General features: G+C 39.8%; 22 protein-coding genes. 14 read left to right on the forward strand and 8 right to left on the reverse strand.

Annotated features, from left to right (window positions below; translation table 11 throughout):
* Positions 1-10 precede the first annotated feature (10 nt).
* Positions 11-1,213, forward strand: a complete 1,203-nt coding sequence (locus BLR53_RS09335; RefSeq protein ID WP_143007853.1) for a hypothetical protein — start codon at positions 11-13, stop codon at positions 1,211-1,213.
* Here the strand turns inward: BLR53_RS09335 and rodA are convergent.
* From rodA to purN, 7 genes are all read right to left on the reverse strand, one after another.
* Entirely contained in the window at positions 1,210-2,475 is a 1,266-nt protein-coding gene (gene rodA / locus BLR53_RS09340; RefSeq protein ID WP_074589154.1) for a rod shape-determining protein RodA, read from the reverse strand. The genes BLR53_RS09335 and rodA overlap by 4 nt on opposite strands.
* A complete protein-coding gene (gene mrdA, locus BLR53_RS09345) occupies positions 2,475-4,394 on the reverse strand; it encodes a penicillin-binding protein 2 (protein ID WP_074589159.1) in 1,920 nt (639 codons plus the stop codon). Before mrdA ends, rodA begins: the two co-directional genes overlap by 1 nt.
* On the reverse strand, positions 4,394-4,909 hold the full coding sequence (locus BLR53_RS09350; protein ID WP_037440486.1) for a hypothetical protein: 516 nt from the start codon (positions 4,907-4,909) through the stop codon (positions 4,394-4,396). Before BLR53_RS09350 ends, mrdA begins: the two co-directional genes overlap by 1 nt.
* Positions 4,899-5,738 (reverse strand): rod shape-determining protein MreC, encoded by an 840-nt coding sequence (mreC, locus tag BLR53_RS09355; RefSeq protein ID WP_037440488.1) that lies wholly within the window; start codon positions 5,736-5,738, stop codon positions 4,899-4,901. The genes BLR53_RS09350 and mreC overlap by 11 nt, the downstream gene beginning before the upstream one ends.
* 67 nt (positions 5,739-5,805) lie before the next feature.
* Positions 5,806-6,828, reverse strand: coding sequence for a rod shape-determining protein (locus BLR53_RS09360; protein WP_037440490.1), 1,023 nt, complete (start codon positions 6,826-6,828; stop codon positions 5,806-5,808).
* 85 nt (positions 6,829-6,913) lie between these two features.
* Entirely contained in the window at positions 6,914-8,440 is a 1,527-nt protein-coding gene (purH, locus tag BLR53_RS09365; protein ID WP_037440492.1) for a bifunctional phosphoribosylaminoimidazolecarboxamide formyltransferase/IMP cyclohydrolase, read from the reverse strand.
* 73 nt (positions 8,441-8,513) lie between these two features.
* The gene (gene purN, locus BLR53_RS09370; RefSeq protein ID WP_037440494.1) at positions 8,514-9,092 is read right to left on the reverse strand and encodes a phosphoribosylglycinamide formyltransferase; all 579 of its coding nucleotides are present in this window, start codon (positions 9,090-9,092) and stop codon (positions 8,514-8,516) included.
* A 406-nt stretch (positions 9,093-9,498) separates the two neighbouring features.
* Here purN and rpsT point away from each other — a divergent pair, with 406 nt between their 5' ends.
* The 9 genes from rpsT (at position 9,499) to BLR53_RS09415 (ending at position 20,577) form a co-directional block, all read left to right on the forward strand.
* On the forward strand, positions 9,499-9,753 hold the full coding sequence (gene rpsT / locus BLR53_RS09375; RefSeq protein WP_037440496.1) for a 30S ribosomal protein S20: 255 nt from the start codon (positions 9,499-9,501) through the stop codon (positions 9,751-9,753).
* Between the two features lie 60 nt (positions 9,754-9,813).
* Positions 9,814-10,512 (forward strand): RadC family protein, encoded by a 699-nt coding sequence (radC, locus tag BLR53_RS09380; RefSeq protein WP_037440498.1) that lies wholly within the window; start codon positions 9,814-9,816, stop codon positions 10,510-10,512.
* 81 nt (positions 10,513-10,593) lie between these two features.
* Entirely contained in the window at positions 10,594-12,993 is a 2,400-nt protein-coding gene (gene pheT / locus BLR53_RS09385; protein WP_074589163.1) for a phenylalanine--tRNA ligase subunit beta, read from the forward strand.
* 51 nt (positions 12,994-13,044) lie between these two features.
* Positions 13,045-13,335, forward strand: coding sequence for a hypothetical protein (locus tag BLR53_RS09390; protein ID WP_037440500.1), 291 nt, complete (start codon positions 13,045-13,047; stop codon positions 13,333-13,335).
* Between the two features lie 32 nt (positions 13,336-13,367).
* Entirely contained in the window at positions 13,368-13,658 is a 291-nt protein-coding gene (locus tag BLR53_RS09395; protein WP_037440512.1) for a cell division protein ZapA, read from the forward strand.
* A gap of 252 nt (positions 13,659-13,910) precedes the next feature.
* Positions 13,911-15,473: a ribonuclease Y gene (gene rny / locus BLR53_RS09400; protein ID WP_074589165.1), complete on the forward strand. Its 1,563-nt coding sequence runs from the start codon at positions 13,911-13,913 to the stop codon at positions 15,471-15,473.
* 80 nt (positions 15,474-15,553) lie between these two features.
* Entirely contained in the window at positions 15,554-16,081 is a 528-nt protein-coding gene (locus tag BLR53_RS09405; RefSeq protein WP_037440502.1) for an Mpo1 family 2-hydroxy fatty acid dioxygenase, read from the forward strand.
* A gap of 114 nt (positions 16,082-16,195) precedes the next feature.
* The gene (locus BLR53_RS09410) at positions 16,196-18,985 is read left to right on the forward strand and encodes a TonB-dependent receptor (RefSeq protein WP_074589167.1); all 2,790 of its coding nucleotides are present in this window, start codon (positions 16,196-16,198) and stop codon (positions 18,983-18,985) included.
* 143 nt (positions 18,986-19,128) lie between these two features.
* Positions 19,129-20,577: a hypothetical protein gene (locus BLR53_RS09415; protein ID WP_074589169.1), complete on the forward strand. Its 1,449-nt coding sequence runs from the start codon at positions 19,129-19,131 to the stop codon at positions 20,575-20,577.
* 60 nt (positions 20,578-20,637) lie between these two features.
* Here the strand turns inward: BLR53_RS09415 and BLR53_RS09420 are convergent, their stop codons facing one another.
* A complete protein-coding gene (locus BLR53_RS09420) occupies positions 20,638-22,389 on the reverse strand; it encodes a bifunctional lysophospholipid acyltransferase family protein/GNAT family N-acetyltransferase (RefSeq protein WP_037443283.1) in 1,752 nt (583 codons plus the stop codon).
* Positions 22,390-22,467: 78 nt separating this feature from the next.
* Here BLR53_RS09420 and BLR53_RS09425 point away from each other — a divergent pair, with 78 nt between their 5' ends.
* The 4 genes from BLR53_RS09425 (at position 22,468) to rpsU (ending at position 25,631) form a co-directional block, all read left to right on the forward strand.
* Positions 22,468-23,367: a ComEA family DNA-binding protein gene (locus tag BLR53_RS09425; RefSeq protein WP_074589172.1), complete on the forward strand. Its 900-nt coding sequence runs from the start codon at positions 22,468-22,470 to the stop codon at positions 23,365-23,367.
* A complete protein-coding gene (locus BLR53_RS09430) occupies positions 23,360-23,887 on the forward strand; it encodes an adenine phosphoribosyltransferase (protein WP_074589175.1) in 528 nt (175 codons plus the stop codon). Before BLR53_RS09425 ends, BLR53_RS09430 begins: the two co-directional genes overlap by 8 nt.
* A gap of 160 nt (positions 23,888-24,047) precedes the next feature.
* On the forward strand, positions 24,048-25,220 hold the full coding sequence (locus tag BLR53_RS09435) for an acyl-CoA dehydrogenase family protein (protein ID WP_074589177.1): 1,173 nt from the start codon (positions 24,048-24,050) through the stop codon (positions 25,218-25,220).
* Positions 25,221-25,436: 216 nt separating this feature from the next.
* Positions 25,437-25,631: a 30S ribosomal protein S21 gene (gene rpsU / locus BLR53_RS09440; RefSeq protein ID WP_008243148.1), complete on the forward strand. Its 195-nt coding sequence runs from the start codon at positions 25,437-25,439 to the stop codon at positions 25,629-25,631.
* The last annotated feature ends 469 nt before the right edge of the window (positions 25,632-26,100 follow it).

The raw sequence follows: 26,100 nt of genomic DNA on the forward strand, positions 1-26,100 counted from the left end.
TTATTATACTATGATGAACCAGGAGGATATTTTTAAAAAAATCGGACAGATACTCAATGAGTTGACAGATCAATACCAATATCTCGAAGAGCACCCGCGTGACTGGAATGGCTTTGAACTGGATCTTTTCCAGGCTAATGCTAATTTTTTAGCGGAGCATGTCCAGGTATTTCAGAAGATGAGTAAGGCTAAGAATCCACCTGTAAATAAGGACAAGCCGCAGGAAAATATTAATCAGGATGAGGTTTCCACAGTGGAGATCAAACCGGTTATACCTGTACTGGAAAAGGAAATATTCAAACCTGACAATGAGCCGTCGAAGTTTGAGTTCATTCTTAATGACAAGCCATCAGCAGATCTGTTTGATTTCGAAGAAAAAGCTGTAGGGGAAATATTTGACAGGGCACTAAGTGCAGAAGAGGAGCATATAATTGCACAAAAGCAAAAGCTTCGAGAAAAAGATAGCTTAATGGTTGAGCCCGTAACTGATGAAGATGATGAAATAGGACCGGAGCCCTTTCTCGTATCAGCTGATTCCGAAACGGCTTTTACATTAGCGGAGGTACAGGAGGTGCCATTAGACGCAGTTACTCCCGCGGAAATTGTTATTGTCGAGCCCATAGTTCATTTGCCTGTCGAAACTGAAGTGAAAACGGATTACCCGGTTCAGGAACGACCGATAGAGGTTTTCCAGACTGACCACGATACCGCAACAGCAACTCCTGCTTCTCCATTGCCGGATTCTGTTGCGCAACATACAGAGCCCGACCTGTCCATTCCTCCATCTGTTCCGGAAAGAGAGAAGTTGAGTACTCCTTTATCCTTTCAGCAGCCAGAGTCAGTTAAGGCAGGCAGTCGCGAACTCGAGCGTAAACAAACTGAAAATGTCGACAATACCGTGCCCAAACTAACTTTGAATGATTTACTATCCAGCCAGAATACCAGAAATACGACGAGTGAACAAAAGAAAGCGGTTATTCACGACTTGAAGCAAGCGATAAGTTTGAATGACAAGATGCGCTATATTAAGGATCTTTTCAACGGATACAATCTGGCATATTCAGAAGCTATTGATCTGCTTAATAAAATGCCTGACCTGGAAAGTGCCCACCAGTTTCTTCAGAACAATTATGCGGTGAAGCATAATTGGGAAGGTAAACAGGAAACTGCAGATCAGTTTTATGAATTATTGCAGCAACGCTTTAATCATTAAATAAAGCCCATACGATTTGAATCCAGCTTCAGGAAGATAAATAGTAACACGGTAAAGCTCCATAAGGAAGACCCTCCATAACTAATAAAGGGAAGAGGGATTCCTATAACCGGTATTATTCCGATAGTCATACCTATGTTAATAAAGAAATGGAAGAATATAATACTAGCGACACAGTAGCCGTACACCCGGGAAAAAGTTGATCGCTGACGTTCTGCCAGATTAATTAACCTGAGTAGTAGAAAAAGATAGAGCGCAACTACGATGGTACAGCCCACAAAGCCCCATTCTTCACCGATTGTTGAGAAAATAAAGTCTGTACTCTGTTCAGGGACATAACCATATTTGGTTTGTGTACCTTCTAGAAATCCCCGTCCGGTGATCTGACCCGAGCCGATAGCAATTTTTGACTGGATCACATTATAACCTGCTCCTTTCGGATCTGTTTTCTGGCCAAGCATGATCTCAATCCTTGTCCGTTGATGCGGTTCCAATACTTTTTCATAAGCTACCCTGACCAAGAATAAATAGGCGATAGCTATTATAGTCGTCAATATGATAGAAAACATGACTTTCTGTTTTCTTCTGTTCTGATAGACGAATATTCCACCAATAACCAATATCACCGGGATAATGAGTGTAATGGGTAACAGGAAGTCTGCAATAAACAAGACGATCATCCCCAGAAAAATCAATAAAAAATACCCCGAAAGTCCTTCCCGGTATAAAGGGAACATAAAGGATAGGAATACCAGTGCAGATCCTGTGTCTGGTTGCAGCATAATCAGCATTAATGGAAATAAAACGATTAATGCAGCAAACATTATAGATTTGAAGTCCCTAAACTTAGGATTGAAGCTACTGACGTATCTGGCCAGTAATAAGGCTGTACCAAATTTGGCTAGCTCTGAAGGCTGGAGCCTGAAAGAACCCAAGGGAATCCAGGCTTGATTTCCGGCGACTTTTCGGCCAACTAAAAGTACGGCTACAAGCAACAGCATGGTTATCCCATAAACTATTGGTGAAAAGACACTGAAAAACTTTGCATCCATCAGCAATATGGAGAAGCCTACTATCAGCGCCGTAATAATAAAAATGAGTTGTTTACCGTAATTACTGCTGAAATTAAACAGGGTTGAATTATCCGGGTTATAAATAGACGCGTAAATATTTACAAATCCAACCGCGCATAAGGCTATATAGATTAGAATTGTGATCCAGTCTACATTGAAGAAAAAACGGCCGCCTTGTTGTGTACTCATTAGTTAATTGATGTAGATTGGTTTACTGGTTGCTGAACTGGTACTGGCTTTACGCTGTCTGCCTGATATGGCGGTAATTTAACCTTTGGTTTTGGCATGTCAGGTAAAATAACTTGCTTCTTCATCCATTCTGCTCTTTCTCCGCGGTTACCGGAAAGTTTACCTGTCAGATATTTTTCAGTCATATAACTGGCTATAGGTGCCGCATATGAACTACCAAATCCTGCATTTTCCACAATTACAGCTATTGCAATTTTAGGATTATCCCTTGGTGCAAATCCGATAAAGACGGAGTGATTTTTTCCATGCGGGTTCTGTACGGTTCCGGTTTTTCCACAAAAGAGTATATCAGGAATAGCCGAAGCTCTTGCTGTACCGTATGCAGCATTAACAGCATCCTGCATCCCATCAATTACAGGTTCAAAATGTCTGGTGTCGACGTCCACATAGTTTTTAGTCAGGTATTCTTTTCTTACGTTCTTCTTCTCTCCGATGCCTTTAATCAAGTGAGGTTTCATATAATAACCACGATTGGCAATAATAGCCATAATATTTGCCATCTGTAATGGTGTTGCACTCATCTCACCCTGGCCGATTGCCAGTGAAATGATAGTGGTATAGCCCCAGTATTTTCCAAATCTTTTAGTATATTCTTCGGAAGTAAACAGCCTGCCTTTTCTCTCAAAAGGCATATCAAGATCTAGTTTCGAGCCTAAACCAAACTTTCTTACTTTAGCCTCCCAGGAATCATAGGCTTCAATCTTATTCTTGAATTTCTTCTGTGTCATCAACTTTTGAAAGACATAACACGCATAGGTGTTGCAAGATCTGGCTAGACCTTTTCGCAAAGATATATTTCCATCAACATGTTCGCATTTAACCTGGTGATTTCCGGCCCAGTAATAACCGGGGCAGTTAAACGTAGTATTTGGATCTATAACGCCTTCCTGCAGACCAAGTAATGCATCCAGCGGTTTGAAGGATGATCCTGGTGAATAATAACCTGAAAGTGGTCTTACTGTAAAAGGTCGATTCGGCTGACGAAAGATATCCATATAATTATTTCCCTGTTGACGGCCAACCATCAAATTAGGGTCGTAAGTCGGACTGCTAACAAATGCCAGGACTTCTCCGGTAGAAGGTTCGATAGCAACGATACTACCAACTTTATTATGCATAAGCTGCTCACCCAACTTCTGAATGTCAATATTCAGTGATGAGATTAAAGTCTCGCCAGACACAGCTAGCGTATCAAATTTACCATCCAGATAACTTCCCTGAGGTACGTTTTTGGCATTATATATCGTGTTCTCTACACCTCTTTCACCCCTGAGAACGTCATTATATTCCCGCTCCACACCAGATTTACCTATATAATCCCCTGGACGATAGTATCCTTCACTGTCTTCTATATCTTTCGCCGATACTTCTTTTACATAACCAAAAAACTGCCCTGCAATACTATCGGGGTAATGTCTGACTGTCCTGTTTTGTGTTTCGAATCCGGGGAAACGGGAAAGTCTCTCCTGAAGTGCAGCATATGTCTGTACGGAGAGCTGTTTTTCAAAGACGGTACGCTGATATCTGCTCTGATTTCTGGCTTTATCGAAACGCTTATGAAATCCTTTCATATCTATGCCGATAATATTGCAGAAAGCAAGTGTATCAAATTCTTTGACAAGGTTTGGGGTAACCATCAGATCATATACTGGTTCATTCTGAACGATAACCTTATTATTCCTGTCCAAGATCACGCCTCTAGCCGGAAACGTATATTTTTTTCTTAAGACGTTGCTGTTTGCTGATAAGAAATACCGATCACTAGCGACCTGAATATAGAAAAGCTGGCCGACAAGAATTAATGCAACCACTATAAAGAGTCCCTGAACGATATATTTTCTATTGAACAGATTATCCATTAGCGCATTTTTCTATTATAGAATATAAATTCTATCATGAATACAGTAAACAATGTAAAGGTGCCGCTTAATAAACACCGCGCTAGGGTGTAGGACAGTTCTGTGAATCGGAATGCTTCTAAAAGAAACAAAACTAAATGATGTGAGAATGTGCACAACAGGGCGTAAAGAGAAAACCATTTAAACCCCATATTCCCAAGTGTAGGTTCCGGCTCGTCAAAATTGTCACGGCTTACCGTAATTGAGATAAACGAAATGCGTACAAAAGCCAGAGCAACACATGCTGCTGTATGAACACCAAGTGTATCAAAGAATGTATCCAATGTTAAGCCAGTGCCGAACGCAATTAGATATAAAACAAGATTGGGAATACCGAATGGGAGCAGCAGTAAGAAAAGAATGTATGTAAAAGGAGTAGCCAGATCATAAAAACTCAGGTTACGAAGTAACAGGATCTGCACAGAAAGCAGAATAAACCACCTTAAAATATTAATTAGTATGATTTTACTGTTCATTTGGTAACTTTGATTCTAGTGTTTTCTGTTCCTGTGCTAATTTATCCTTGATCACATACACATACTGCAAGGTACTGAAATCATTAAAGAGGTCAATCTGTATAGTCAGGAAATTATCTCCGGTAGAAATTCCCCTGTTACTAATCGTACCAACTTCAATTCCAGCTGGAAATGAACCAAAACCGGAAGTTACGACAGTATCTTTTAATTTAACTTTAAAATGATTTGGAATATCCTTAATGTAGGCTTTACGATAATTTGAATTACGGTCTCCCCAAACAAGCGAACCCAGTGCGTTGGTAGATTTAATACTTACACTGATCTTGGCATCTTTATTCAAGAGGGATTCAATAGTGGCAAGATGATCTGAAACGTCTCTGATGATCCCTACAACCCCTCTGCCAGCAGAAATCACGGCCATGCCACTCTGAATTCCATCAGCAGATCCCTTATTAATTGTGATTACATTATTTCTTAAAGTAATGGAGTTTTTAATAACTCTGGCGGCGAGATAGGTATACTGCACATGATTTGCTGTGTCCTTAACCAGGGTGTTTTTTGCGGTATCCAAGCTTTGGATCGCTAGTATTTTGGTGTTGAGCCTGGCATTTTCCAGGGCGAGGCTGTCGTTGACAGTACCCAGGTTCATATATCGCTTAAATACGTTCAGTTTCTCGTAAGCCTGGCCAACAACTGCATTGGTAGAATTAAAGGTTACGCTGCGCTGATAAGCATTGTTTCTTACAGTTAGTATGATACCCGCTGTAAAAAAGATTATGAACAGGAAAAATGCGTTATATCTGTTTATGAAGATCCAAAGGTTACGCATGTTAATTTCCTTATGAAAAATGTGAGTACAGCCTCTAGCTATACTCACATTTTATGCTATTCTTTATTTATTGCATCAGGAATTTATATCCCCCGATGTTTTTAAGTGCTATACCTGTACCGCGTACAACTGCTCTTAGTGGGTCTTCCGCGACATGTACCGGTAATTTTGTTTTTGCTGCTACACGTTTATCCAAACCACGCAGTAAAGCACCGCCACCAGTCAGATAAATTCCTGTCTGATAGATGTCAGCGGAAAGTTCAGGAGGTGTAATCTCAAGAGCTTTCAAAATTGCTTCTTCAATTTTAGAAATTGATTTGTCCAGACAATGTGCGATTTCAGTGTAAGAAACAGTAATTTGCTTCGGTACACCTGTCATCAGATCTCTTCCTTGTACAGCGAAATCTGCAGGTGGGTCTGATAATTCAGGTAAAGCGGCACCAACTTCTATTTTGATTTTTTCCGCAGTACGATCACCAATCATAATGTTGTGCTGACGACGAATATAGTTGACGATATCTGAGTCAAAGTTGTCTCCGGCTACGCGAATACTCTGATCGCAAACTATACCGGAAAGTGCGATTACAGCAATTTCAGTAGTACCACCACCGATATCTATAATCATGTTACCCATAGGTTCTTCTACGTCAATGCCAATCCCTACAGCAGCAGCCATCGGCTCGTGAATCAGGTAAACTTCTTTCGCGCCTGCAATTTCAGCTGAGTCACGAACTGCACGTTTTTCTACTTCAGTGATACCGGATGGAATACATATTACCATTCTCAGGGAAGGGAACATCCAGCCTTTACCGCCGTTAAGCATGCGGATCATTCCTTTGATCATGGCTTCAGCAGCGTTGAAGTCAGCTATTACGCCGTCTTTTAAAGGTCTGACTGTACGTATATTATCGTGTGTCTTACCTTCCATTTGCATAGCCTGACGGCCGATAGCGATGATCTTATTTGTCTGTCTGTCAAAAGCTACTATCGAAGGCTCATCAACAACCACTTTATCATTGTGTATAATCAGGGTGTTTGCGGTGCCTAAATCTATGGCAACCTCTTGTGTGAACCAGTTAAATAAACCCATTTATAGGTGATAAGTTATAGATTAAAAATTCTGTATACTATATAATGTAAAACTACATCTTTTTATTGTATTCAAGGAGAAAAAATTAATGCTTGAAATGTCTAATTCCAGTGGTTACCATAGCAATACGTTTTTCATTTGCCATATTTACAGAGTCAGCATCTTTAATTGATCCTCCTGGCTGTAAAACAGCAGTTATACCTGCTCCTGCTGCAATTTCTACACAATCTGGGAAAGGGAAAAATGCATCCGAAGCCATAACTGAACCAATTAGGCTAAACCCGAAAGCATCTGCTTTTACAATAGCTTGTTTCAATGCATCAACTCTTGAAGTTTGGCCTACACCACTTGCAAGTAAAGTGTTGTCTTTAACAAATACAATGGTGTTTGATTTCGTGTGTTTAACGATTTTGTTAGCGAAAAATAGATCGGACAGCTCAGCTGGCGTTGGTGTTTTTTCAGTTACAGTAACCATTTGATCTGTGTTTTCTATAATGAGGTCTTTATCTTGTTCAATTACACCGTTCAATAAAGTTTTAAATTGCTTCGTACTTAGCTCAACAGGGTTACGCTGAAGAATTACTCTGTTTTTTTTAGCTTTAAACAGCTCTACAGCTTCCGGCTGGTAAGATGGTGCAATGAGTACTTCGAAAAATAATTTGTTAATTTCTGTTGCTGTTTCCAGGTCGATTTCCCGGTTTGCAATCAGTACGCCGCCAAATGCAGATACGGGGTCACATGCCAGTGCGTCATTCCATGCCTGTGCTATAGTTTGTCTTGATGCTACACCGCATGCATTGGTATGTTTTAAGATCGCAAAAGTAGGCTCCTGGAATTCGTCAATTAGGCTGACAGCTGCATCAACATCTACCAGGTTATTATAGGATAGCTCTTTACCGTTAAGTTTGCTAAACATCGCATCCAGATCGCCATAGAAAACACCTTTCTGATGTGGGTTTTCTCCGTAACGTAAAGTTTTTGCTGTGTTTAAACTTTGTTTGAAAACAGTTAGCGGGTCTTCAGTATTGAAATAGTTGAAGATCGCAGTGTCGTAATGAGAGGAAGTATGGAACGCTTTTTTTGCATAACTTTTGCGCTGCTCTAAAGTTGTTTCTCCATTTTGGTTTTCCAGCTGCTCGTGCAGTTTTGAATAATCGTCTTTCGACGCCAGAATAACAACATCGTTAAAGTTTTTGGCAGCTGCCCTGATCAGGGAGATACCACCAATGTCAATTTTTTCTATGATTTCCTCTGTTGTCCCACCTGATTTAAGTGTTTCCTCAAAAGGATAAAGGTCTACAATTACCAGGTCAATTTCCGGGATTTCAAATTCATTGATCTGAGCCTTGTCTGCATCCAGATTTCTTCGGTTTAAAATGCCACCAAATACCTTAGGATGTAAGGTCTTGACTCTGCCACCCAAAATTGAGGGATAACCGGTCAGATCTTCAACTGCTGTAACTGGCAGATTCAGGTCTTTGATGAACTGTTCTGTACCACCGGTTGAAAATAATTGTACTCCCTGTGAAGCTAGCAGGCGGACAAGTGGTTCCAGACCATCTTTGTAATATACTGAGATTAAAGCGTTTTTGATCTTAATTTGTTGACTCATTGGGTGTTGATTTTGAGCCGCAAAAATAGGCTTTTTAAGCGATAATCCTCAGATCATATTCATAAAAAAAGTGTTATTTATTTATCTTTTTTAAAATACTTTCCACAATACGGGGATAATGTTGATGTTCAAGTTGTTGACCTTTAAATTTTATCATTTCCAGATTGTCATTTTTGTCAATTTTATATTTCGCCTGATAGATAAACTCTCCTTCGTCATAATTTTCATCTACATAATGTATGGTGATCCCGCCTTCTGATTCTCCAGCTTCCATTACTGCTTTGTGTACATGATCTCCGTACATACCTTTTCCGCCGAATTTTGGAAGAAGGGCGGGATGTATGTTGATTATTCTTCCTGGATAAGCAGCGATAAGTTGTTTTGGTATCAACCATAGAAATCCCGCCAGAACGATCAGGTCAATATCAAGGTTCTGCAGTAGGTCTACTATAGTACTGGTTTCTCTGAATTCCCTTTTGTCAAAAATGTGCGTAGGTATTTCAAAATTATCTGCCCTCTGCAAAACGTAGGCATCTGGATTGTTGGTCAGCACAATTGCAATTTCTGCATCAGAATTGTTTTTGAACAGTTCCATAATTTTCTGGGCATTGGATCCGGATCCGGAGGCAAATATGGCTATGCGTTTTTTCATCTGAATAAATTTGTCTCGATACGGTGATGAGAAGTTTCTCGAACAACGCCTGAGTAAATACATTTTTTCAAAAATAGCATTTTAGGTGCTGTTCCCGGGATTTTTATCCTAAATATTATCTGGTCTGTGTAGAATGCTTCGCCAGAGCAGATATAGCAATATGGTATACGACCAGTCTCCATTGCATTTATTTCCTTATATTTGTATCCGACTCTAAAACAGAAACTTTAATAATCGATTTTATTCAGTATTCCAATTTGAATATTAAAATTATTTATAATATCGTTTTGCATTTAGAAAGTTAAGTTCTATATTTGCAGTCCGAAAAAAAGAGAATAAAATAAGGATAATGGGGATTCAGGCGTAGTCACCACCCTTTACATATAAAATATTATTATACTAAAAAATGGCAAATCATAAATCATCTTTAAAAAGAATAAGAGCTAACGCGACTAAACGCTTACGCAACAGGTACCAGGCAAAAACTACTCGTACTTTTATTAAAAGATTGCGTGCTTCTGTAGATAGACAATCAGGTCAGGAGTTATTGCCTAAAGTAATTTCTATGTTAGATCGTTTAGCAAAGAAAAATGTAATTCATAAAAACAAAGCAGCTAACAACAAATCTAAATTAACTAAATTTGTTAATCGCTTAAAATAGTAATATCTTTAAGATATAAGGAAACGGGACAAGCATTGCTTGTCCCGTTTTTTTTTGTCTATGATTAAAGCAGAAGACAAAATAACCATTAAATCATGGGCTCCCGAAGACAGACCACGGGAAAAAATGTTACTCTATGGCAGAAGACATCTTTCTGATGCAGAACTGCTGGCTATTCTGATCGGTACAGGGAATAGAAATGAAAATGCAGTTTCGCTCAGCCAGCGGATTCTTTCTGCCTGTGGAAATGATCTTGACAGGCTTTGTCAGCTCTCGGTTAAGGATCTGACTGCTTTCTCTGGAGTAGGAAGAGTCAAAGCACTCCACGTCATAGCGGCACTGGAAATAGGTAGAAGACGTACCGGGATTATTCCCGCCGGCCCGCAGAAAATAGATTCTTCACATGATGCTTATAGGCATCTCCATCCTATATTCACCGATTTAGATCATGAAGAGTTCTGGATACTCTTATTAAATCAGGCGAATTATGTGAAAAGCAAACATATGATCAGTAAAGGTGGGAGGGCAGGCACTGTTGCGGATCCCAAGATTATTTTCAAGACGGCTATAGATAATCAGGGCACTTTTATTATACTTGCTCATAATCATCCCTCTGGAAATCTCCGTCCAAGCAAAGAGGATCTTTTCATTACTAGAAAACTCGCAGACGCCGGGAAGTTACTGGACCTGCTGGTGCTGGATCATTTAATTCTGGTGAATGGCAATTATTATAGTCTGGCAGATGAAGGATGTTTCTGAGCGTTCTAGTTTGTTTATCTGGCTATTTCATTTTCAGCAAAGCATTATTTTATATCTTTGCATTTTAGACAGCATATAAAAATGAAGATATCATACAATTGGCTTAAACAATTCTTATCAACGGAACTCGCCCCACAGGAACTCTCATTGATACTTACCAATATAGGACTTGAAGTGGAAAGCCTGGAAAAAGTTCAGCCGGTAAGGGGTGGGCTTGAAGGTCTGGTGATAGGACACGTACTGACACGCATACAACACCCGAATGCAGACAGATTGAGTGTTACTACGGTAGATGTAGGCGCAGCTGAAGCTGTTCAGATTGTATGTGGTGCATCTAATGTTGCAGCCGGACAGAAAGTTGTTGTAGCTACTGTAGGTACAACCGTTCATCCGAATGAAGGGGAGCCGTTTAAAATTAATAAATCAAAAATCCGGGGTGAAGTATCGGAGGGTATGATCTGCGCAGAAGATGAGATTGGGCTGGGTGATTCCCACGCTGGTATTATGGTGCTAGAAGAAGATGCAGTTCCTGGAACTCCGGCAAGTGAATTTTTCAAATTGGAAGATGATTTTCAGTTTGAAATAGGTTTAACACCTAACCGTGCAGACGCGGCATCTCACTACGGTGTAGCAAGAGATTTGGCTGCGTATTTAAAACAGAATTTGAAAATGCCAGATGTTTCTGCATTTAAAGCTGCAGATAAATCATTGGAAATCAACGTTAATGTAGAGGATACTATTGCATGTCCTAGATATAGCAGCGTTACGATTAGCGGCGTTAGAGTTCAGCCTTCACCTGACTGGTTACAGGATAAGCTGAAAGTAATTGGCATTCGTCCGATTAATAATATTGTAGATATAACAAACTATATCTTACACGAACTTGGCCAGCCTCTCCATGCATTTGATGCAGACGAGATCAGTGGGAAACAGGTAAGTATAAAAAAATGTGCTGAAGGAACATCATTTATCACATTGGATGGTGTTGAACGCAAATTGGGTGCGGAAGATCTGATGATCTGCGACGCAGAGAGGCCCCTGACTATTGCCGGTGTATACGGCGGAAAGAATTCTGGTGTATCTGAAAAAACAACTCATATTTTTCTTGAAAGTGCTTATTTCAATGCAGTATCTGTTCGTAAGACCGCTAAAAGACATGGTCTAAAAACTGACGCTTCATTCAGATATGAAAGAGGTACTGATCCTGAAATGACGGTGTTTGCGTTAAAGAGAGCCGCTTTATTGATATGCGAATTGGGTGGTGGATATATTTCTTCCGAGATTTCTGATATTTATCCTGATCCTATTAATCCTGCCAAAGTCGAAGTAACTTATCATAATATCAATAAACTGATCGGAGCGGCTATACCGGACGAAGAAATCAAATCCATTATTTCTGCCCTGGGAATTAAAATTATAGAGGAAAATGAGGAGGGACTTTCTCTCGAGATTCCTGCATACAAAGTAGATGTAACCCGTGAATGTGATGTAACTGAAGAAGTGCTGAGGATCTATGGTTATAACAATATTGCAATTCCAACTAAGATTAATGCTTCCCTGGCATTCACAGCTAAGCCTGATAAGGAACAAACTCAGCATGTGATTGCAGATTTACTGACGGCGAATGGTTTCCTTGAAATCTGGTGTAATTCCCTAACAAAGGGTATTTATGCAGATCCAAAAGAGGAGGCTGTACAAATTCTAAACCCGCTGAGTTCGGATTTGAATGTTATGCGCCAGCGCCTTTTACCGCCCGCATTAGAGAGCGTGGCTTATAACCAGAACCGGAGGAACCCGGATGTTAAATTTTATGAATTTGGCAAGACATATCATTTAATCAATGATGCTTATGTGGAAAGACCGAGGCTTTTATTGGTGATGTCCGGTGCAATGGGAGAAGAAAACTGGAGCACTAAAAATGAAGGCCTATCCTTCTATCATCTGAAATCTGCCGTCGAGGCCGTGATCGGCCGCTTAGGGATCGCAAATTATCAAATTGAAGAAATCAGTGATGCACATTATGCATTCGGGTTGAGATATTTTAGAGGACAACAGACTATTGTTACTTTCGGTGCTGTGACGGCTGCTGATAAAAAACTGGCTGATGTAGACAAGGAAGTATATTATGCCGATTTTGATTGGTCTCTTTTGCTTGATATCGTCAGGAAAAATAAGGTGATCTTTAAAGAAATCCCCAAATTCCCGGTAGTGAGAAGAGATCTTTCTATGTTGGTAGATGCTAGCGTCACATTTGAACAATTAAAAGCCGTAGCCTTTAAAACGGAAAAGAAACTGTTGAAACAGGTGCAGGTATTCGATGTCTACGTGGGTGATAAATTGCCGGAAGGAAAAAAATCATACGCACTGAACTTCACTTTGCAGGATGATCAGCAGACGTTAACTGATAAACAGATTGATTCAGTTATGCAGAAGATTATTGCTAATTTGGAACAATCAGCGAAAGCAGAGATCAGAAAGTAAATATATTTGCTACTTTTAGCATAAATTTAAAGCTCACACTAATTATATCTAATGTCTTCGGTTGCCGATAAACTAAATTCCGTATTACAGAAAACAGCCCAGCTGATAGAGCTTTGCCATGCTTTACAGGAGGAGAATGACCTATTGAAGCAAGAGAATGATGCTGTTAAGGCTGCATTAAATTCTTCGAAGGTTAAAATCTCTGATCTTGATGAGAAAATGAGGGTGCTTAAGCTTGCCAAGAGTATAGAGGGAACCAGTGAGAAGACGCTTGATATAAAGCAAAAAATTAACGATTTTGTGCGTGAAATCGATAAATGTGTAGTCTTACTGAAAAAATAAATAGGATACACGAAATTGAAACAAAGCTAAAAATGGGAGAAATCTCGATTAAAATAACTATTTCTGACCGCATTTACCCGCTGAAGGTAAATATGGAAGAGGAAGAAATTGTCCGGAGAGCAGCCAAAATTATTAACGAACGCATAAAAGATTATCAGGAGAATTATGCCGTTAGAGATAAGCAGGATTTACTTTCTATGGCAGTTCTACATTATGCAACAGCAGTACTTAGGGTAGAGAATAAAGTTCAGGACCAGGATTCTGCAGTAGCTGAAAAGGTCGAGGAATTAGATAGTTTACTGAATGACTTTTTTACTAAATAGACATTCATATATTCATAGCAATTAAATTTAACCGTGGTTAAGTTTTAAGTTTCATTTTCGCGATTAAGAAGATTTTATACTTTAAAGCTCAATTCAGCAAATAAAGTGTTTTATATTCAGAGGCTGTAACGAAACTTAAAACTGGATCCGGTTTTTTTTTTGAGATAAGAAATTAAGAATAACCACGCTTGCATGAGCACCATATTCAAATGATGCTGAATGTTCATGCAGGTTTTTTATATATAAATTAAAATGGAAATAGTAGGAATAATAGGATATGTACTCACCGGTCTGGTGGTTGGTGTTTTAATAGGCAGATATCTGCTTCGTAATTTGTTGAAGTCTCAAGAGATTGCAGCGCAAACGAAAGTTAAGAAGATCTTGAAGGAAGCAGAGAGTAATGCTGAAATTCTTAAGAAGGATAGATTACTGGAAGCAAAGGAGAAATTTTTACAGCTTAAAGCCGAGCATGAGCAGGAAGTAAATACCAAAAATAATCAGGTTAATCAACGTGAAAATGCCATTAAACAGAAAGAACAGTCTGTAAACCAGAGATTGGAAAACATGAACCGTAAGGAACAGGAGCTTGACAATCACAAAAAGAATCTGGAGAAACAAACTGATCTTGCAGTTAAAAAGCAGGAAGAGGTTGAGATCCTCAAAAATCAACACGTCAAGCAACTGGAAACTATTGCCGGATTAAGTGCAGAAGAAGCGAAAAACCAATTGGTGGAGAACATGAAACAGGAGGCGCGTACTCAAGCGATGATTCAGGTAAAGGATATCGTAGATGAAGCCAAATTAACTGCGACTAAAGAAGCTAAGAAGGTTGTAATCCAAACTATACAACGTACCGCTGTTGAAGCGGCTATAGAAAACACGGTTTCTATATTTCACATTGAAAGCGACGAGATTAAGGGGCGTGTTATTGGGCGTGAGGGAAGAAATATCCGTGCGCTGGAAGCTGCTACAGGAATTGAAATTATTGTAGATGATACACCCGAAGCAATTATCCTTTCGGGATTTGATCCGGTAAGAAGAGAGATTGCCCGTTTGGCTTTACATCGTCTGGTTACAGATGGTCGTATACATCCAGCGCGTATTGAGGAAGTCGTTGCAAAGACTAAAAAGCAGATAGAAGATGAGATCGTTGAAATCGGAGAACGGACTGTTATTGATTTAGGTATCCACGGATTACATCCTGAGCTTATCAGGATGGTTGGACGTATGCGTTACCGTTCATCTTATGGACAAAATCTGCTGCATCACTCACGTGAGGTGGCCAATTTCTGTGCTACCATGGCTGCTGAGTTAGGGCTAAATGCGAAAATGGCGAAACGTGCAGGATTACTGCACGATATAGGAAAAGTGCCTGATGATAATCCAGAATTGCCTCACGCAATTTTAGGTATGCAGCTTGCTGAGAAATATAAAGAACATCCTGAAATCTGTAATGCAATCGGTGCCCACCATGATGAAATTGAAATGACCTCTATGATTTCACCGATTATTCAGGCATGTGACGCTATTTCAGGTGCACGTCCCGGCGCGAGAAGGGAAGTCGTTGAAAGTTATATTAAGCGATTAAAAGAATTGGAGGAACTTGCCCTTTCTTATCCTGGTGTAGAAAAAACTTTTGCTATACAGGCAGGAAGAGAACTGCGTGTAGTAGTTGAAAGTGAGCGGGTCACAGATCAGCAGGCAGAATTACTCGCCGCAGATATTTCAAACCGTATTCAGACTGAAATGACTTATCCGGGTCAGATTAAAGTAACAGTAATCCGGGAGACCAGATCTGTTGCATTTGCGAAATAAGAATACAGAATCTGCTTGTATTTACAGGTATATATAAATTATAAAGCGATAGGTTATCCTGTCGCTTTTTTTATTTTTGCATGATGAAGAAAGAACAGCGTATTAAAACCAGCACAAGACAGCGTAGACAAGTAGATGTTCTTTTCGATGAATATGCGGTAAGTCATCAGCATCCATCTAATAAACTTATTCATTGGGTATGTGTGCCGCTGATTATCTTTAGTCTAATTGGTCTGGTCTGGTCTATCCCTTTTCCTCACCTCGAATTTTTAGGGAGGTATAATGGATTTGTGAACTGGGCATCTTTTCTGATTGCTTTCTCTGGATACTATTATTATCGTCTGTCCCCCGTGTTGTCCTATATGATGATTCTGTTGGTCTTTATTTTAGCCATTGGAATAGTTCAACTGGAAAAATGGGAGGCTGCCGGAGGGCCGGCAGTCTGGTTGGTATGTGCAGTTATCTTTTTATTCTCCTGGGTAGGGCAGTTTATAGGCCATAAAATAGAAGGTAGGAGACCTTCATTTTTACAGGATGTAAAGTTTTTGTTAATAGGACCGATTTGGTTACTACACTTCATCTGTAAAAAAACGGGGCTAAGTTATTAGTCATTAAGATGGTTTACAATTTATTAACATATACTTTAATGAATGGTAATGTACAGTTGATCTGCTAGTAATACTGTGGTAATACTTTTGTCTAAACTTTAATTCAGGCAAAAATTGAAACTACATCTACAATTCAGAAAAATAATTCTGACGCTTCTCTGCATTTTTTTTAACGCAGCATTATTCGCACAGGGGAATGGAAAGATTACCGGTACCGTAAGTGATAAAAAAACGGGAGAAACATTAATAGGAGTAACCGTTAAAATAAAAGGCACAGCAAAAGGACTTGCTACAGATGTTGACGGTAAATATGCGTTGACCGGACTGAACAGCGGAAAGCTCACATTGGTGTTTCAGTATATTGGTTATACCGGTAAGGAAATATCGGAGGTAGAGGTCAATGCCGCCAGAAACACGGTACTGAATGTCGTACTGGAGGAAGCAAGCAGCCAAAATCTTAGTGAGGTAGTGATCAAAGGTTCTTTCAAAAAAGAAAGTATTAACGCATTATACGCCCAACAAAAAAATAGTGCAGTAATTTCTGATGGTATAAGTTCAGAACTCATTAAAAGGTCTCCGGATAAAAACACTTCCGATGTTCTGAAACGTGTGAGCGGCGCAACTATACAAGATAATAAATTTGTTGTGATCCGTGGATTGAGTGACCGCTATAATTCAGCAATGCTGGACGGCGGAACTTTGCCAAGTACTGAACCTAACAGAAAAGCATTCTCATTTGATATTGTTCCATCCAGTCTAGTTGAAAACCTGATTATTAATAAAACAGCTACACCAGATCTGCCTGCAGATTTCACGGGGGGGGCAATTCAGATACAAACCAAAGACATTCCGGAGCAAAACTTTTTCAACTTCTCCGTAGGCGCGGGTTACAACAGTGCTTCAACTTTTAAGAATTTCAGAAGTGGTACAAGAAATGCTTCTGATTATTTCGGATTTGACAATGGCAAAAAGCAATTGCCGGCTAATTTTCCAACTAGCTCACAAATTATTAATGTCTTGACTCCGGAACAAAATGTGAAGGCTTTGAGAAGTTTACCTACCGACTGGAATATTTATTCGAGATCTGCTTTGCCGACCCAAAACTATCAGTTTACAGTGGGTCGGGTGAAAGAATTGAAAAATTCGGGGCGGTTAGGTGCGATCCTCTCTTTAACTTACCGTAATTCCCAGACTATCAATAAGGATGTTATCCGTGATTATTACGACTATAACTATCGCGATGATGTCTATAAATTCTCTACGAATATCGGTGCGCTCGCTAACTTTGCTTATACTTATGGAAAGAGCAAAATTACTTTCAAAAATATATACAACCGGATTTACGATGATCAGTTTCTGTCAAGAACCGGGACTAACCAGAATACACAAAGTGATGTGAAATTCTATGCATTTGATTTATTGCAAAAATCTTTATTTAAGTCGACTCTGGAAGGTAATCATCAGATTGGTGAGCGGAACGCGAAGTTGAACTGGTCTTTAAGTTATAGTAATATTCTGAATGATCAGCCGGACCAGCGTAAGGTAAGTTATACACGTTTATTCGCTGATGCAAATAACCCTGATGTAGGCTATTCCGCGAACGTCTCCACTTTAGGTAAGGAGAATACGCGCTTATTCTCAAAGTTGAATGAGAATAGCTATGCAGCAGCTGTTAATTACAGTTTGCCGGTTGAGCTGTTTAGTCAGAAGGCTACATTTAAAGCTGGTCTGACTTCACAATACAGAGATCGTAGCTTCGATGTAAGGTTTCTTGGTTTATTGCTAAGAAATGATGACACCGATATCCGGGAAAGGCCGTTAAATCAGTTGTTCGGTAGAGACTTACTGGATGCAAATATTTATAAACTTGATGAAATTCCTAATTTCCAGGACTCTTACACTGGGAACTCGTTGACCAATGCAGGTTATCTAATGCTTGATAATAAAATAGGAGATAAAGCCAGGCTAGTTTGGGGAGCCCGAGTTGAGCAGTTTAATCTCGATCTTCAGGCGAAGCAGGCATCGCTCTCTAAAGTAAAACAGAATTACATAGATGTATTACCTTCGGCAAATTTCACCTATAGTCTTACTGATAAGATAAATCTCCGCGCCTCTTACTACCGCACACTCGCCAGACCTGAATTCCGCGAGCTGTCCATTTCCTCTTATTATGATTACGAATTACTAGCTTTTCAACAAGGTAATCCAGATTTAAAAAGAACCTCAATTGACAATGCTGACATTCGTTTCGAATTATATCCTTCTGCAGGACAGATTGTGTCAGTCTCTGCTTTCTACAAGAAATTCAAGAATGCAATAGAGACGTTAAACAGCGACGCAACTTCAACCAGAACAATCACTTATTTCAACTCTGATAAAGCAACTGTATTTGGTGTCGAATTTGAATTAAGGAAATCTCTTGATTTTATCGCCGAGAACGACTTTTTGAAAGCGACTACTGCTTATGCGAATGTCTCCCTGGTTAAGTCTAAAGTAAGTAATCCAAGCGGGAGTGGTTTGAATCTCAAAGACACAGACCGTCCCATGGTAGGCCAAGCGCCTTATGTAATTAATGCTGGTCTGCAGCATAGTTTCCTTGGTGATAAATTGAACTTCAATGCACTGTACAACAAGGTAGGCAGAAGGCTGGCTATCGCTGCAGGCGTTGTTTATCCAGCCGTATGGGAGGCTCCAAGAGATGTCATTGATTTGCAGTTAAGCATGAAAGTGATGAAAAACAAAGGAGAGGTTAAATTAAATGCGGGCGACATTCTGAATCAACGCAATACCTTATACTATGATCAGAATGCAAACAAGAAGTATGATGGAGGTCCTGCTGATGACACCTTGAGTAGCTATCGTGCCGGCAGAAACCTTTCTGTATCTTTTTCTTATACCTTTTAAGGTTAAATCCAGGTTAAGTAACAATAAGAAAGTTAATAGAAATTTAAAATGGGGTTCACAATGAACATAAATTCCAACGGTAGATTTGTATAACCTATAAAGGGACATCCATTTTCATAAACCAATAAAAACAAAATAATCGAATGAAAAAACAACTATTAGCATCTGCATTAAGCCTGCTTGTCTTTTTCGCAAGCTGCTCCAAAAGTGAGAATTCAGATGGAGGCGGAGATCCAGTTAATCCAGGAAGTGGAGTAGTGGAAGTGACAGGGGATATTACATCGGCTACGACTTGGTCTGCCGATAAAATCTACTTGTTAAAAGGAAATGTTTTCGTAACTAACAATGTTACACTTACTATTCAGCCAGGTACAATAATAAAAGGAGATAAATCAACAAAAGGAGCTTTAATTATCACCAGAGGTGCTAAGATAGAGGCTGCCGGATCAGTAGATAAACCAATTGTATTTACCTCAAGTATAGCTGCTGGAGCCAGAAGTGCTGGTGACTGGGGTGGTTTAATTCTGTTAGGTAAAGCTAAAAATAACCTGGGTACATCTGTGCCTATCGAAGGTATTTCAGATGCAACAGATAAAGGTAAGCATGGCGGAACCGATGACGCGGATAATTCCGGTACATTAAAATATGTACGTGTTGAATTTGCGGGTATACCATTAGGTCCAGATAATGAAATCAATGGTATTACCTTCGGTAGCGTGGGTTCTGGTACAACTGTAGACTACGTACAGGTTTACCGTTCAGGAGATGATGCATTTGAATGGTTTGGCGGTTCAGTAAATGCAAAACACTTAATAGCTGTAGCAACATGGGATGACGATTTCGATACTGACAATGGCTATTCAGGTAAAATTCAGTTTGCGCTTGCACAGCGTTTGGCTTCTACTGCAGATGTATCCGGATCAAACGGATTTGAATCAGATAATATGGGTGCAGGCGATAACAGCAGCCCGCAAACTTCTTCAGTTTTCTCTAACGTAACTATTATAGGTCCTGTAGACAAAGCAGGCGCCGGAAGTATCAATGCAAACTATCAGCATGCTGCACAGATTCGCAGAAATTCAGCTATCAGTATTATGAACTCTGTGTTTGCTGGTTACACAGAAGGTATTTTTTATGACGATACTTTACCTGCTGGCGGAACACAAAATTCATCATCAAATTATTTGAGTGGTAAATCTGTATTTGCAAATAACCTAATATTAGGGTCTAATGGTAAAGGCAATCAAATTAAAGCATCTAATGCTACTACTTTGGCGTTGATTAGTCCTACATTGTTATCTAGAAATGTATTTACACCGGACGCATATGCTGCCAGCGTAATCACAGATCCTTACAAGTACTCAGCCGATTTAGTTTCTTCATCTTCAGGTAAACAAGGCGTACCGAACTTTACAGTAGTTGCTGGATCTGCAGCTGCAGCGGGAGCTGATTTTAGCAATGCTAAATTAACTGATAATTTCTTTGAAAAGGTGGCTTATAAAGGCGCTTTTGGTACTACTGACTGGACAGCTGGATGGGCAAGTTTTAATCCACAGGTGCTTCCTTACACTACTCCGGGAGTTGTAAAATAGAAACGGAACGGATAATAATAACAAAAAAAGGGCTGCATTTTTGCAGCCCTTTTTTTGTTATTAGAAGTTTTTGCCAATCTTCTCCAGCATTTCAGCTGGAATGTTCTGCATGTCCACAACCAGAAAGCCATCAAGACAATCAGAGAACTTAGGATCGATATTGAAACAAATGATTTTCGCGTTCAGGTTCATATACTGACGTAAAAGTACAGGGATCTTTATATGCGTATTTTCGATGTCTGAAATCAACACATCGAGATCTTTAAGGGATTCGCTGCTTTCGATAAGCAAACCTTTATCAATTGCGGACAAATCTGCCTTGAATTTATTACGTGGTTTTACATAATGTCCAAGTTCATAATCAAAATGGTTTTTCGTGATGAAATCAACGATCAATGATTTTGAGAAGCTCGAAAAGTTATTGCTTATGCTAACAGGGCCGAACATATAACGGTATTGCGGGTTATCAAGCAGGTATTTTAAGATACCTTTCCAGAGCAGGAAAAGCGGTAAAGCCTTCTGCTGGTATTCTTTTCTGATCCAGGAGCGTCCAAGTTCAATTCCTTGTCGTAGCACTGGATAAAAAGGTTCTTTGATTTTGAACAGTTCCGAGAGGTAAAAGCCTCTCTTGCCCATTGTATTTAGAATGTCGTCTCCCTTACCAATACGGTAGGCGCCTACAATATTCTGCAGATCTTTATCCCAGATGAATAAATGATGATAATAAATATCGTAGTTGTCGAGGTCTATTTTTTTATTGGTCCCTTCACCTACTTCCCGGAAAGTGATCTCCCGCAGGCGGCCGATTTCTCTTAATACATTAGGAATATTGGCTGTAGGAGAGATGTATACCTCATAGTTTTTTTCTGACCATACGCGGTAAGCTTCAAGTCCACTAATTTCTTCAGTAATACTTATCCGGCTTGTTTCTTCAATTACGGGCTCTGGAGTTTTCTTAATCTTAAAAAGGTTGATAGGATTGAAAAGTTTCTTTTCCTGTTCAATGGCAGTACCTAGTGCATAGGTGCGTGCACGTAGAAAGTCCAGCAATTTATTTGTATTGTTACTATAAGATATGTCCTCAATATGAATTGGCTTTCCAATTCTTACCTTCATTTTCAGTCCTTGTTTATTCAGGAATTCAGAAGGAAGTTTAGCTGTTCTTAATGTTGGATGGATAAAACTGAGAATATTAAACAGCACACCATTATTACCATGGAAGTATATAGGCACAACGGGTACTTTAGCCCGGGCAATTAGTTTACCCACAACAGGATGCCACAGACGGTCTGTAATTTCTTGTTTATCCAGGTTAAAAGTGGAAACTTCCCCTGCTGGAAAAATACCGATAGGTGTACCACTTTTCAAAAGATCGAAAGTAGCTTTCAGGCCACTTATACTGGATGAATGCTGTACATTTTCAAATGGATTTACTGCCACAAAGAATTCATTCAGATTCGGGATTTTTTGCAGAATGAAATTCACCATGACTTTAGACTCTGGCCTTACTGTACAAAGTAACTTAACTAATGCAAGCCCTTCTACACCGCCATAAGGATGGTTGGCAATAGCAATAAAAGGCCCGGTTTTAGGAATATGCTTCAGATCATCTTCATCAAAGTCTATAGAAACGCCAATTGTCTCGAGAATTTTGTCTACAAATTCGAGTCCGTTGAAGTGCTGGTTGCGTGAAAAGACTTCGTTGATATCGTTTAACTTCATGACCTCCATCAGCAAAGCAGCCAGTCCAGGAACCCCGAGTTTATCAATTTTGGTTGCTTTGGCAAACTCCTTGGTCGTAATGATCTTCATATCAGATTTTATAAGTACAATTCTATCGACCCCAAAAATAAGATTTATATTCTTAAATAACGGAAGTACATTGGAATCATGAGAAAATGGCTAAAAATCTACTTTGGCTTCAATGCCAGGGAAAAGAAGGGAATCCTACTTTTACTACTGATACTGATGCTGTTGCAGTTCGTACCGTATATCTATGAAAAGATCATGCCTGAAGCGCCGTTGAGTCCTGAAAATGAAAAACTATTTGTGGAGTATTATAAATCAATGGCAGATCGGGTAGAAGTAAAAATAACCGGTTCACCAGAAAAAAAAAGTCTGTTTGTTTTTGATCCGAATACGCTTGATGCAGCCGGATGGGTGAGGTTGGGTTTAAGTAAAAAGCAAGCTATGTCCGTTCTGAACTATCGGAGCAAGGGGGGCGTATTCCGGGAGAAGGAAGAACTGAAGAAGATGTATACAATTAGTCCTGGTCTTTATGAGCGCCTGTTTCCTTATATTAAAATTGCTGTATCCCGGGAAACTGAAAAAGAGCTTCCTAAGTTTCCTGCCCGGCCGGGGCTTCCTTACAGAAAAGAAAATTTGAATGTGATTTCCCTTAATGATGCAGATAGTTTGGGGTTATTACAGGTAAAAGGTATCGGCCCTGTATTTGCGGGCAGGATATTAAAGTACAGGGAGCGCCTTGGTGGTTTTGTTCAGCTGGAACAATTACTGGAAGTATTTGGGATGGATAGCTTACGGCTGAACCAGTTAAGTCCGCAGCTCGCAATAGATACAGGTTTGATTAGAAAAATAGCTATTAATAAAGTTTCTGTCATAGAATTAAGGTTACATCCTTATATTGGATATAAACAAGCACAGGTCTTGGCAGAGTACAGAAAACAACATGGAAATTATATTAATTTTGCCAGTCTGAGCAAAGTAATTGTGTTATCTGCAGTTACGCTAAACAAGATCGCTCCATATATTTCTTTTGAATATGATTGAATTACGAATTAAACAGACCGTACGCGACGTTACAGATTTTCCTAAACCTGGTATTATTTTTAAAGACATTACGCCGATTCTTAAGGATGCTGGCCTCTGTCGTGAAATTACTGCTGCCCTTCAGGAGCAGGTTAAGGAAATGAAGATTGATTTGATTGCCGGTATAGAAAGCAGGGGGTTTCTTTTTGGGATGTCGCTGGCTAATTTAATGGGTATACCTTTTGTGCCGATGAGAAAATCGGGTAAACTTCCCTATAAGACAGTCCGTCAGGAGTATGATCTGGAGTATGGAAGCGCCGCACTTGAGTTGCATGAGGATGCTATTTTTGCTGGACAGCGTGTATTGATACATGACGATCTGTTAGCAACCGGAGGAACCGTTGTCGCAGCGTCTAAACTTATTGAGACACTTGGCGGTGAAATAGCAGGTTATTCTTTTATTATAGCATTAGACTTTTTGAAAGGAAGAGAAAGGCTGGAAGGTTTTACTGCGCCAGTTTATTCATTAGCTTCCTATTAATATCATTTTTTATTTAAAATATTTATCTCCAGATATCTGGGCCGCTTAATGTAGTCCGCGCCTAAAATGAACTAAATACCAAAACGTTCTGTTCCGTAACAAATATTCGATTGCCTGTTCTGTACGTTATTAATTATACTTGTCACAATCAGATACAACTATGCAGGATACAATAACGCAAGATACAGGGTTCAATTTCAGTTCTTCTGAAAACCAGGAGATGGTGAAAAATATGGTCAGGGATTTTGCTGAAAAGCATATTCGTCCCCATGTAATGGAGTGGGATGAGGCCCAGCATTTCCCTCTGGAAGTGTTTAAAAAATTAGGTGAACTTGGCTTGATGGGGGTACTCGTTCCTGAAACTTACGGAGGATCAGGATTCGGTTATCAGGAATATGTTGACGTCATTGTTGAAGTGTCTAAAGTTTGCGGTTCCATAGGCCTTTCGCTGGCTGCACACAATTCATTATGTACAGGGCATATTCTTACCTTCGGAACAGAAGAGCAAAAATCCAAATGGTTGCCTAAACTAGCCACAGCACAATGGATTGGTGCCTGGGGGCTTACTGAGGCCAATACTGGATCAGATGCACTTCGCATGATGACTACGGCAACGCTTGATGGTGATCATTACATCTTAAATGGCGCAAAGAATTGGATTACGCATGGCAAGTCCGGAGATGTTGCGGTGGTCATGGTAAGAACTGGAGAAAAAGGAGATTCAAAAGGTATATCTGCTATCGTTGTTGAACGCGGTACACCAGGATTTGCCGCTGGAAAGAAAGAGAATAAATTGGGAATGCGTGCTTCAGAGACTACTGAGATGATCTTTGATAACTGCAGAGTTCCGGCAGAAAATCTGCTGGGACAAGTAGGGGAAGGTTTCAAGCAGGCGATGAAAGTACTGGACGGCGGACGGATTTCTATCGCGGCGCTTTCACTTGGAATTGCAAAAGGAGCATACGAGGCCGCTTTGGCTTATGCACAGGAACGTCATCAGTTCGGACAGCCAATTTCCAGTTTCCAGGCAATTAGTTTTAAACTGGCTGACATGGCGACGGAGATTGAGGCTGCGGAGCTCTTAATCCGGCAGGCCGCGGACCTGAAGAATAAAGGTCTTAAAATGACAAAAGAATCGGCGATGGCCAAATATTTTGCTTCAGAAGTTGCGGTACGTTCAGCGACAGAAGCTGTGCAGATATTCGGTGGTTACGGTTACACTAAAGACTTCCCGGTGGAGAAATTCTACAGAGACAGTAAATTATGCACTATAGGGGAGGGAACTTCGGAAATCCAGAAAATAGTCATTGCCCGTGAGATTATGAAGGGATAATAATTAATTGCCATATTCTAACCAAATATATCAATCCGCCGGTGCAAATTTGTACCGGCTTTTTCGCTTCTATCCTAAAAAGAATGTATGGGGTTTTGTCCGTCAACAACCTAAAAAACAGATTTTTATTTAAATAAAAGACGCAACGTTCGGATAATCGTAATAATTATTCTATCTTTGCCATCCCAAAAACAACGAGAGGAGGTATTTTACGTTATGATCATAATCAACATTAAAGACGGCGAATCATTAGATAAAGCGCTGAAACGTTTCAAGAAGAAATTCGAAAAAACCGGAGTATTAAGAGAACTTCGTAGTCGTCAGGCATACGAAAAAAAATCTGTAGCTCGTCGTACACTAGTAAAACATGCGATTTACAAACAAAATATGCAATTAGAAGGAACTATCTAGTTCTGATCCTATATATATTTCAAGAGAGGGTATCTGCAAAGATGTCCTCTTTTTTTTGTTCGAAATTTTTCAAATCCGGTCTGTGTCCTGCTCAGGTCGTTAGGTTAGCCTGTGTGGCCACTTTCACGGGGGCAAATTTGGTGACAGCCTGGTGAATAAACTTCTGGTCATGTCTTGTTCGGGTCTCGTTTGATTGTTCTCTTAATCTTGTTCGACTGAACTCCACACCATACCCACAAGAAACCCACACTTATCCATAGCGACCCCACAAGGTGGAGTATTATAGTCGGTTAGTTACGAGCTTTTGACTAAAACCACCAAATAGCACTGCTTCAGAACCTGAATAACCCACCCAACTCAACTTAAGCATCTGTTTGTATCTCGTTAGAGTTTTGTTAGAGCCATGCTCTTAGTTAGCCCATTTTTTACCGGGGGTTGGCTTAACGTTTACCCATTTAGACCTCATTTA

It is taken from the genome of Pedobacter antarcticus (genome assembly GCF_900103515.1).
GTDB lineage: Bacteria > Bacteroidota > Bacteroidia > Sphingobacteriales > Sphingobacteriaceae > Pedobacter > Pedobacter antarcticus.

Bases quoted from the DNA above. Each gene is read 5' to 3' on its own strand.
- BLR53_RS09335 (WP_143007853.1), top strand. From the start codon at position 11: ATGATGAACCAGGAGGATATTTTTAAAAAAATCGGACAGATACTCAAT.
- rodA (WP_074589154.1), bottom strand. From the start codon at position 2,475: ATGAGTACACAACAAGGCGGCCGTTTTTTCTTCAATGTAGACTGGATC.
- mrdA (WP_074589159.1), bottom strand. From the start codon at position 4,394: ATGGATAATCTGTTCAATAGAAAATATATCGTTCAGGGACTCTTTATA.
- BLR53_RS09350 (WP_037440486.1), bottom strand. From the start codon at position 4,909: ATGAACAGTAAAATCATACTAATTAATATTTTAAGGTGGTTTATTCTG.
- mreC (WP_037440488.1), bottom strand. From the start codon at position 5,738: ATGCGTAACCTTTGGATCTTCATAAACAGATATAACGCATTTTTCCTG.
- BLR53_RS09360 (WP_037440490.1), bottom strand. From the start codon at position 6,828: ATGGGTTTATTTAACTGGTTCACACAAGAGGTTGCCATAGATTTAGGC.
- purH (WP_037440492.1), bottom strand. From the start codon at position 8,440: ATGAGTCAACAAATTAAGATCAAAAACGCTTTAATCTCAGTATATTAC.
- purN (WP_037440494.1), bottom strand. From the start codon at position 9,092: ATGAAAAAACGCATAGCCATATTTGCCTCCGGATCCGGATCCAATGCC.
- rpsT (WP_037440496.1), top strand. From the start codon at position 9,499: ATGGCAAATCATAAATCATCTTTAAAAAGAATAAGAGCTAACGCGACT.
- radC (WP_037440498.1), top strand. From the start codon at position 9,814: ATGATTAAAGCAGAAGACAAAATAACCATTAAATCATGGGCTCCCGAA.
- pheT (WP_074589163.1), top strand. From the start codon at position 10,594: ATGAAGATATCATACAATTGGCTTAAACAATTCTTATCAACGGAACTC.
- BLR53_RS09390 (WP_037440500.1), top strand. From the start codon at position 13,045: ATGTCTTCGGTTGCCGATAAACTAAATTCCGTATTACAGAAAACAGCC.
- BLR53_RS09395 (WP_037440512.1), top strand. From the start codon at position 13,368: ATGGGAGAAATCTCGATTAAAATAACTATTTCTGACCGCATTTACCCG.
- rny (WP_074589165.1), top strand. From the start codon at position 13,911: ATGGAAATAGTAGGAATAATAGGATATGTACTCACCGGTCTGGTGGTT.
- BLR53_RS09405 (WP_037440502.1), top strand. From the start codon at position 15,554: ATGATGAAGAAAGAACAGCGTATTAAAACCAGCACAAGACAGCGTAGA.
- BLR53_RS09415 (WP_074589169.1), top strand. From the start codon at position 19,129: ATGAAAAAACAACTATTAGCATCTGCATTAAGCCTGCTTGTCTTTTTC.
- BLR53_RS09420 (WP_037443283.1), bottom strand. From the start codon at position 22,389: ATGAAGATCATTACGACCAAGGAGTTTGCCAAAGCAACCAAAATTGAT.
- BLR53_RS09425 (WP_074589172.1), top strand. From the start codon at position 22,468: ATGAGAAAATGGCTAAAAATCTACTTTGGCTTCAATGCCAGGGAAAAG.
- BLR53_RS09430 (WP_074589175.1), top strand. From the start codon at position 23,360: ATGATTGAATTACGAATTAAACAGACCGTACGCGACGTTACAGATTTT.
- BLR53_RS09435 (WP_074589177.1), top strand. From the start codon at position 24,048: ATGCAGGATACAATAACGCAAGATACAGGGTTCAATTTCAGTTCTTCT.
- rpsU (WP_008243148.1), top strand. From the start codon at position 25,437: ATGATCATAATCAACATTAAAGACGGCGAATCATTAGATAAAGCGCTG.